This is a genomic window from Inquilinus sp. (assembly GCF_039594555.1).
In the GTDB taxonomy this organism is placed as follows: domain Bacteria; phylum Pseudomonadota; class Alphaproteobacteria; order DSM-16000; family Inquilinaceae; genus Inquilinus.
Map to the genome: position 1 here is coordinate 1 of NZ_JBCNNF010000307.1, position 8,293 is coordinate 8,293.

6 protein-coding genes are annotated in these 8,293 nt (G+C 71.4%); 3 read left to right on the forward strand and 3 right to left on the reverse strand.

Features of this window, described 5'->3' with window-relative positions; genetic code table 11:
- Positions 1–80 precede the first annotated feature (80 nt).
- On the reverse strand, positions 81–857 hold the full coding sequence (locus ABDW35_RS26295) for a hypothetical protein (RefSeq protein ID WP_343716818.1): 777 nt from the start codon (positions 855–857) through the stop codon (positions 81–83).
- 205 nt (positions 858–1,062) lie between these two features.
- Here ABDW35_RS26295 and ABDW35_RS26300 point away from each other — a divergent pair, with 205 nt between their 5' ends.
- Positions 1,063–4,038, forward strand: coding sequence for a calcium-binding protein (locus tag ABDW35_RS26300; protein ID WP_343716819.1), 2,976 nt, complete (start codon positions 1,063–1,065; stop codon positions 4,036–4,038).
- Between the two features lie 237 nt (positions 4,039–4,275).
- On the opposite strand, the gene ABDW35_RS26305 is transcribed toward ABDW35_RS26300, so the two are convergent.
- A complete protein-coding gene (locus ABDW35_RS26305) occupies positions 4,276–4,911 on the reverse strand; it encodes a helix-turn-helix domain-containing protein (protein ID WP_343716820.1) in 636 nt (211 codons plus the stop codon).
- Positions 4,912–4,995: 84 nt separating this feature from the next.
- On the opposite strand from ABDW35_RS26305, the gene ABDW35_RS26310 reads away from it, so the two are divergent.
- Complete coding sequence (locus ABDW35_RS26310; protein ID WP_343716821.1) at positions 4,996–5,817, forward strand: SDR family NAD(P)-dependent oxidoreductase; 822 nt, start codon at positions 4,996–4,998, stop codon at positions 5,815–5,817.
- A 165-nt stretch (positions 5,818–5,982) separates the two neighbouring features.
- Here the strand turns inward: ABDW35_RS26310 and panE are convergent, their stop codons facing one another.
- Entirely contained in the window at positions 5,983–6,906 is a 924-nt protein-coding gene (gene panE / locus ABDW35_RS26315; RefSeq protein ID WP_343716822.1) for a 2-dehydropantoate 2-reductase, read from the reverse strand.
- A 201-nt stretch (positions 6,907–7,107) separates the two neighbouring features.
- On the opposite strand from panE, the gene ABDW35_RS26320 reads away from it, so the two are divergent.
- On the forward strand, positions 7,108–8,293 hold a 1,186-nt coding region (locus ABDW35_RS26320; RefSeq protein ID WP_343716823.1), incomplete at its 3' end, for a M20 family metallopeptidase.

The window sequence follows — 8,293 nt, forward strand, 5'->3', positions numbered from 1 at the left end:
GCAGCTCGTGCGGGACGATGGATTGCTTCGTCGGCTTCGCCTCCTCGCAATGACGAGGTGGGAATGCCTGGCGCAGACTCTCAGCTGCTGTCCGGTTCCGATGGTGCCGGCACGAGCCGGCCGGTGACGGACTCGTCCGCCGGTCGAGGCCAAGCCTCGGCAGGCGCGGCGGGCTCCGCCACGGCCTCGACGGTCACCACCTCATCAATACATCCTGGCGGCAGCCAGGACGGGTCGGGCGGGAGGCCGATCCTGCGGCTCACCTCGCGCACGAACTCTTCGGGGGAGAGAGTGTCGATCTGCACGTCGAGGATCTCGTCCTCGACCAGCTTCTCCCGCACCAGCAACCGGACGCGCTCGGCGTCCTCCGGATCGGCAGGCCTCGCGATCGCCTTGACCGCGATCTCGGTCGCCTGCTCCCGCTTTTGCCGCCGGCGCTCCTGCTCGCCGGACGCGATCCGCTCCTGCTTGCGCAGCAGGTAGTCGCGCCGGATCCGTTCGGTCATGGCGAGCGACAGCCGCACCGAGCGGGCGAGGCGGGACTGCATCAGCGGATAGTTCGGCATCTCCGCGCCGCGCAGGATCTGCTCCTGTTCCCGCACGGTGGCCCGCATGGCTCGGATCTCGAGATCCACGATGTCGCGCAGCCGGTCGAGCGCCCATTCCGTCCAATGAAGGTCGGGGTCAGCCGGCCGGGTCTCGCCACGGAGAGTCTGCGCCTCATCCATAGAACGTATCATGAACAAAATGAAGGCGAAAGTCCAGTGGAATTCGAGGGAGTCATCGACTCTGCGGCGTTCGGTCCGCACTTCTTCCTGGTCCGGTCCTCGGCGACCGGCCGGTCGCGCGCGGCCCATGCAACCGCATCTGGACTCATCGCTGGGGGCCATCTGGACCCATCGAACCCGCATCTGGATCCATAGGTTGGTCCAGTCTGGACCTAAGCGGATATGCGGACGCCTGCTAAACCCCACCCATTCCGTGTTCGCCCGGCCCACCGGGCTGGTTCGAAGCCCGACCGCTAGGACCGGCGGTGCCGGCGCGACAGACAGGAGGCTACCTGTGACCCAGACCCTCAACGGCACTCCCGACAACGACATCCTCACCGGGACCGATCCGGGCAACCCGGCCAACCCCGACGGCGTCGACATCATCAATGGTGGGGCCGGCGACGACACGCTGACCGGCCTGGGCGGCAACGACATCATCGAGGGCGGCCTCGGCATCGACACGATGGACGGCGGCGCCGGCATCGACACGGTGACCTACACCCACTCTGCCGAGGGGGCTGAGATTTATCTCGACGGAGGCGACGGTTTCGGCGGCGGCGAGGGCGGCGACGCCTGGGGCGACATCCTGACGGGAATCGAGAACGCGATCGGGTCGTCCTTCGACGACGCCCTGGCGGGCTCCGCCGGGGCGAATGCCCTGTCCGGCGGCGACGGCAATGACTTCCTCGCCGGAGGGGGTGGCGCGGACGCTTTCGACGGCGGCGCCGGCATCGACGGCGTCTTTTACGACGGCTCGGCCGCAGGGGTTCAAGTCGACCTGGCAAGCGGCACCGGCACGGGCGGCGACGCCCAGGGCGACACCTTCACCGGGATCGAGGCCCTCTCCGGCTCGCTTTACGACGACACCTTCAGCGGCGCCGGCGGCGCCGACATCCTCTATGGCTTGGGGGGGAATGACCTGCTCATCGGGCGCGGCGGCGCGGATAGCCTCCAGGGCGGCGACGGCACCGACACCGCAAGCTATGCCGGGTCCGCGGCCGCCGTCTCGATTGACCTCGCGGCCGGCACCGGCACGGGTGGCGACGCCCAGGGCGACACGCTGTCCGGCATCGAGAACGTGATCGGCTCGGCCTTCGACGACCACCTCACCGGCGACGGCGGACCCAACGTCCTCGATGGCGGCGCCGGCGACGACGTGCTGGACGGCGGCTTCTGGTGGGACACGCTGGTGGGTGGCGACGGCATCGACACGGTGACCTATGTCCACTCGACATCAGAAGTGTTCGTCTCCCTGGCCTTGAACCAGGGCGGCTACGGCGACGCCGACGGCGACAGCTACTACGGGATCGAGAATGTCGTCGGCACGAACGACGAGGACGGGGATCGGCTCTACGGCGACGGCGGGGCCAACAGCCTGTCCGGCCTCGACGGAGGCGATGAACTGGGCGGAGATGCGGGCGACGACGTGCTGGAGGGCGGCGCCGGGGCCGACTGGCTGGATGGCGGCGCCGGCATCGACACGGCGACCTACGCCCACTCCAGCGCCGGGGTAAGCGTCGACCTGCCCAGCGGCCAGGGCGTCGGCGGCGACGCGCAGGGCGACACACTGAAGACTATCGAGAACCTGGTCGGCTCGGCCTTCGGAGACTTCCTGCGCGGCGACGGCGGCGCCAACGCGCTCACCGGCGGCGCCGGCGACGACACGATCCAGTCCGGGGCGGGGAACGACACCGTCAGCGGCGGCGACGGCGACGACCAGATCAACGCCTATGAGGGCGCCGACGCGATCGACGGCGGCGCCGGCATCGACACGGTCTATTACGACGGATCAGCCGTGGGCGTGTTCGTCAACCTGACCAGCGGCCTGGGCTCCGGCGGCGATGCCGCGGGCGATACGCTGTCGAATGTCGAGAACCTGGTCGGCTCGGCCTTCGGCGACCTTCTGGTCGGCAGCAGCGTGGCCAACACCCTCATTGGCGGGGACGGCAATGACGGGCTCGCCGGCTTCGGCGGCGCCGATGTCTTCAACGGCGGCAACGGCACCGACATCGTGTATTACGACACCTCGGCCGCGGGGGTTCAGGTCAACCTGGCCGCCGGCACCGGCACGGGCGGCGATGCCCAGGGCGACACCTTCATCTCGATCGAGAACGTCCTCGGCTCGGGCTTCGCCGACCGGCTGACCGGCGACGGCGGCGTCAATGCGCTGAGCGGAGGCGGCGGCGATGACACGCTTCGCGGCGGGGCGGGGGCGGACGCCCTCGATGGCGGTGCCGGGTCGGACTTCGCCAACTACCAGGGCTCGGCGGCCGCGGTGTCGGTCAGCCTGCTGACCGGCGCGACCTCCGGCGGCGACGCGGCGGGCGACGTGCTGACCAGCATCGAGAACCTGTACGGATCCAGCAACGACGACCAGCTGACCGGCGACAACGCCCGCAACATCATCGGCGGCGAGCTCGGCAACGACACGCTCGTCGGCAATGGCGGCGACGATGCGCTCTCCGGCGAGGCCGGCAACGACAGTCTCAGCGGCGGCGACGGCGCGGACCGTCTGGTCGGCGGCGCCGGCATCGACACCATCCATGGCGGCACCGGCAATGACTCGGTCGATGCCGGCAGCGAGAACGACCAGGTCTTCGGCGAGGCCGGCCACGACAATGTCTATGGCGGCGCGGGGAACGACACGATCGACGGTGGCGACGGCAACGACATCATCGAGGGCGATGGCGGGGCCGACACCATCATCGGCGGCGCCGGCATCGACACGGCCGTCTATGCCAGCTCGGCCGCGGCGGTGTCGGTGAACCTGGCAACCGGTGCGATGGCGGGCGGCGACGCCGCCGGCGACACGCTGAGCGGCATCGAGCAGGTGCAGGGTTCCGCCTTCGCCGACGTGCTCACCGGCGACGCTAACGCCAACACGCTGTGGGGACTGGCCGGGAACGACGTCCTCACCGGCGGTGGTGGCGGCGATGCGCTGAAGGGCGGGGCCGGCAATGACCGCTTCGTCTACACCGCCCTGACCGACAGCGCGGTCTCGGGCATCGGCAAGGACGGCATCACCGACTTTTCGGCCGGCGACAGGATCGACCTGTCGGCGATCGACGCCGACGGCAATGCCGGGAACGGCGACACCGCCTTCACCTTCGGCACCGGCGCCTTCACCGGCCATGCCGGGGAGCTGCGAGTGGTGACGGCGGGATCGATCCAGGTGGTCTATGTCGACGCCAATGGCGACAAGGCGCCGGACTTCGCCATCAACGTCACCGCCGACCACGCGCTGACCGCCGCCGATTTCGTGCTGTAGCCGCAGGCCCGGGCGCCCGGATTCGCTCCTCCCCGGCGGCCGCTTCCCCGACGCCGCGCCGGTGACAAGTGCCACCTGCCCCTTGAAATCATAGGCCACAGACATCGGATCCTCTCCTCGGGACGATGCCAACGGCCAGGAGATGGGGACCGGGGCGGAGACGATTAGCGCCGCGAAACCGCATGGACCTATTAGGCCCGCTGATGAATGACGGGCAGATACGATGACCGTCCCGCCCTACCCGCCCGGCCGGTAGCGCAGCCCGTCCAGCACCAGGCGCAGCAGCCGGCCGGCGCGCTGGCGCCAGTCGGGCTGGCCGGCGATCGACCAGATGCCGGCGGCGGCCGCCAGCAGCACGTCGTCGGGATCGGCGTCACCCCGGATCGCCCCGGCCCTGGCGGCGGCGTCGAGCAGCAGCGCCATCGCCTGCCGGATCCGCGCCTTGGTCCGGGCCATGCCCTCGGAATCGGTCTCCCGCGCCCGGGTCAGCACCTCGGCCATGCCGCGCTTGGCCGCGATCATCGCCGCGTAGCGGTCCATCCAGTCGACCAGGGCCTCCTCGGGCGGCCGGTCGCGCAGCAGCGCCTCCGCCGCTTGGCACAGCCGGTCGACCTCGTTGCGGTACACCGCCTCGACCAGCGCCTCGCGGGTCGGGAAATGGCGGTAGAGCGTGCCGATGCCGACCCCGGCCCGGGCCGCCACCGCCGACAGCGTGACCTCGCCCTCGACCGCGCCGAACAGCTCCGCCGCCGCCGCCAGCAGCCGCTCGCGGTTGCGCCGGGCGTCGGCGCGCCCGCTTGTCTCCTGCCCGTCCATCCCGTCCGCCGCCGTCACGCCGCTCGCCTCCGTCCGGTCGCCGCCATCATGCATCATATGGGGCGCCGGTTGAAAACGGAGGGACCTCCGATTAAATGAGCGAAACGGAGGATCCTCCGTTTCAATCCCGATGAGGACGATATGTCAGGCAAGGTCTGGTTCATCACCGGCACGTCGAAGGGGCTCGGCCGGGTCTGGGCGGAGGCGGCGCTGGCCCGCGGCGACCGGGTCGCGGCCACGGCCCGCGACATCTCCAGCCTGTGCGGCTTGGTGCATGACCACGGCGCCCAGGTCGCGCCGATCCGGCTGGACGTCACCGACCGGGCCGCGGTGTTCGCCGCGATGGCGACGGCCCGGGAGCGGTTCGGCCGGATCGACGTCGTGGTCAACAATGCCGGCTACGGCCTGCTCGGCGCGGTCGAGGAGGTCAGCGAGGCGCAGGCCCGGGCGCAGATCGAGACCAACCTGTTCGGCGCGCTGTGGGTGACCCAGGCGGCGCTGCCGATCCTGCGGGCCCAGGGGGCGGGCCACATCATCCAGGTGTCCTCGGTCGGCGGCGTCAACGCCTTCCCGATGCTGGGCCTGTACCATGCCTCGAAATGGGCGCTGGAAGGGCTGAGCCAGTCGCTGCAGGGCGAGCTGGCCGGCACCGGCATCCATGTCACGCTGGTCGAGCCCGGCGGCTACGCCACCGAATGGAAGGGCGGGTCGATGGTGCATGCCGCGCCGATCGCCGCCTATGACGAGATCCGCGCCGGGCGGCTGGCACGGTGGCGCGACGCCGAATTCGCCGATCCGGGCGCCAGCGGCGCGGCCATCCTGCGGGTGGTCGACGCCGCCGAGCCGCCGCTGCGGGTGTTCTTCGGCCCGCACAATCTGGAGCTGACGCGGGCCGAGTACCAGAAGCGGCTTGCCGGCTGGGAGCAGTGGCAGGACGTCGCCCAACTGGCGGTGGGCCGCTGACCCATACCGGCATTATCAATAACGACCGTCATCCCGTGCGCAGCGCAGCATGCAATGATGCGCTGCAGACACGGGATCTCTCCGGATCGCGGAGATCCCGTGTCTGCGCAGCGGCACTCCGCGCCGCAGCGCACACGGGATGACGGGTCAATTTCGACTGTCTGTTCAGCCCCCGGCGAGGCGCTGCTGATAGACGGCGAGATGGGTCGCGGCCAGGGCCAGCAGCGGGGTGTCGATCCCGGCGGCCCGGCCGCGGGCCAGCAGGTCGCCGATGATCTGGTCCGCCTCGATCGGCGCGCCCTGCTGCAGGTCGCGATACATCGAGGAGGTGCGGCCGGCCCCCGGCTCGGTCAGGAAGGCGCGGGTGCTGGCCACGAAGGCGGCGCCGGGCGGCGTGCCGGCCGCCTTCACCACCGCCACCACCTCGTCCAGGAAGCGGCCGGCGAAATCGGCGCCGCCGGGCGCGGCCACCACCTCGCCGGTGCTGCCGCGCATCAGGCAGGTGATGCCGCCGAGCGCCGCCAGCATTACCCATTTCTCCCACATCTCGCGCTCGATCTCCGGAGTCAGCCGGGCGTCGAAGCCGGCGCCGCGCAGCACCGAATCGAGCCGGTCGGTGCGGGCGGAGCGGGACCCGTCGCGCTCGCCATAGGCAAGCTCGTGGAAGCCGGCCAGCTGCACGATGCGCCCTTCGGCGTCGACCGTGCCGGCGATCTTGCAGACGCCGCCCAGCACCGCGGCGGAGCCGAAGCGCGCCGACAGCAGGTCCATATGCCGCATGCCGTTCAGCAGCGGCAGGATCATCGTGTCCGGCCCGACGGCGGGGGCGAGGTCGGCCATGGCGCCGGCCAGGCCATAGGCCTTCACCGCCAGCAGCACGGCGTCATAGGGGCCGTCGACCGCATCGGCGGTGACCAGCCGCGGCGCCAGCGTGGCGTCGCCATGTGGGCTGACGATGCGCAGGCCGTCGGCCCGCAGCGCGGCGGCGCGGCCGGGCCGCACCAGGAAGGTGACGTCGCGGCCGGCCTGGGCCAGCCGGCCGCCGAAATACCCGCCGGTGGCCCCGGCGCCGACAACCAACACCCGCATCGCATGCTCCCGTTCTGCCCGCCCCTCACCGGCCAAGCTGGGGTCCGCCCCGCCGGATGTAAAGACGCGGCCTGGGCTGCGCATTCCAGGGGTGGACGCCGCCCCCTCCGGGTGCAATGACTCGAGTCCCGTCGGCCCGACCGGCCCCGCTGCCTTCGGCCCGACGCCATCCTTTCCGGCCAAGGGGAGCTCGACCCGTCCATGGATACGCGCGGCATCAACGACATCGGCGCTTCGATCGACGCGGCGGTGGAGGCCATCGCCCCCGGCCTGGTCGAGGTGCGGCGCGACATCCATGCCCATCCGGAGATCGGCTTCGAGGTGCAGCGCACCGCCGGCGTGGTGGCGGCGGAGCTCGACAAGCTCGGCATCCCCTACCGCACCGGCATCGGCCGCACCGGCATCGTCGCCGAGATCGCGGGCGGCGCCCCCGGCCCCTGCCTCTTGATCCGCGCCGACATGGACGCACTGCCGATCCAGGAGATGACCGGCCTGCCCTTCGCCAGCACCGTGCCCGGCAAGATGCATGCCTGCGGCCACGACATCCACACCGCGACGCTGATCGGCGTCGGCGCCGTGCTGAAGGGCCTGGCGCCGCGGCTGCGCGGATCGGTGCGGCTGGTGTTCCAGCCGGCCGAGGAGACGCCGGAGAGCGGGGCCGCCGCGATGATCGCGGACGGCGCGGCCGACGGCGCCGACATCGCCCTGGCCTTCCACAACAGCCCGACCATGCCGACCGGCGAGTTCGGTTATCTGCGCGGCGCCAGCACCGCCTCGGCCGACACCTTCGACATCACCGTGCGCGGCCGGTCCGGCCATGCGGCGCGGCCGCAGGACGCGGCCGACCCGATCGTCGCCGCCGCCTATCTGGTGACCCAGCTGCAGACCGTGGTGTCGCGCACCATCGACCCGGCCCAGGGCGCGGTGGTGACGGTCGGCAGCATCGCCGGCGGCGCCACCCACAACATCATCCCCGACAGCTGCAGCCTGCGCGGCACGGTGCGGGCCCGGTCGCCCGAGGCGCGGTCGGCGGCGGAGGCGGCGATCCGCCGGATCGTGCAGGGCATCGAGCTGACCCAGGGCGTGACCTGCGACCTCGACTACCAGCTGGGCGTGCCGCCGCTGATGAACGACAACCGCATCCTGGACGCGTCGGTGGCCGCGGTCCGGGCGCAGTTCGGCGACGTGGTGCACGAGACCGCGCCCGGCTTCGGCGCCGAGGATTTCGCCTTCTTCTCCGAGCGGATCCCGTCCTTCCACCTGCGGGTGGGCGCCAGCCAGCCCGGCCGCAACGACCACCTGCACAACTCCGACTACCAGCCGGACGAGCGCTGCATCGGCCTGGGCGCCGCCGCCTTGGCGCGCAGCGCGGTCGAGGCTCGGAGGG

Bases quoted from the DNA above. Each gene is read 5' to 3' on its own strand.
- ABDW35_RS26310 (WP_343716821.1), top strand. From the start codon at position 4,996: ATGTCAGGCAAGGTCTGGTTCATCACCGGCACGTCGAAGGGGCTCGGC.
- panE (WP_343716822.1), bottom strand. From the start codon at position 6,906: ATGCGGGTGTTGGTTGTCGGCGCCGGGGCCACCGGCGGGTATTTCGGC.
- ABDW35_RS26295 (WP_343716818.1), bottom strand. From the start codon at position 857: ATGGGCCGCGCGCGACCGGCCGGTCGCCGAGGACCGGACCAGGAAGAA.
- ABDW35_RS26305 (WP_343716820.1), bottom strand. From the start codon at position 4,911: ATGATGCATGATGGCGGCGACCGGACGGAGGCGAGCGGCGTGACGGCG.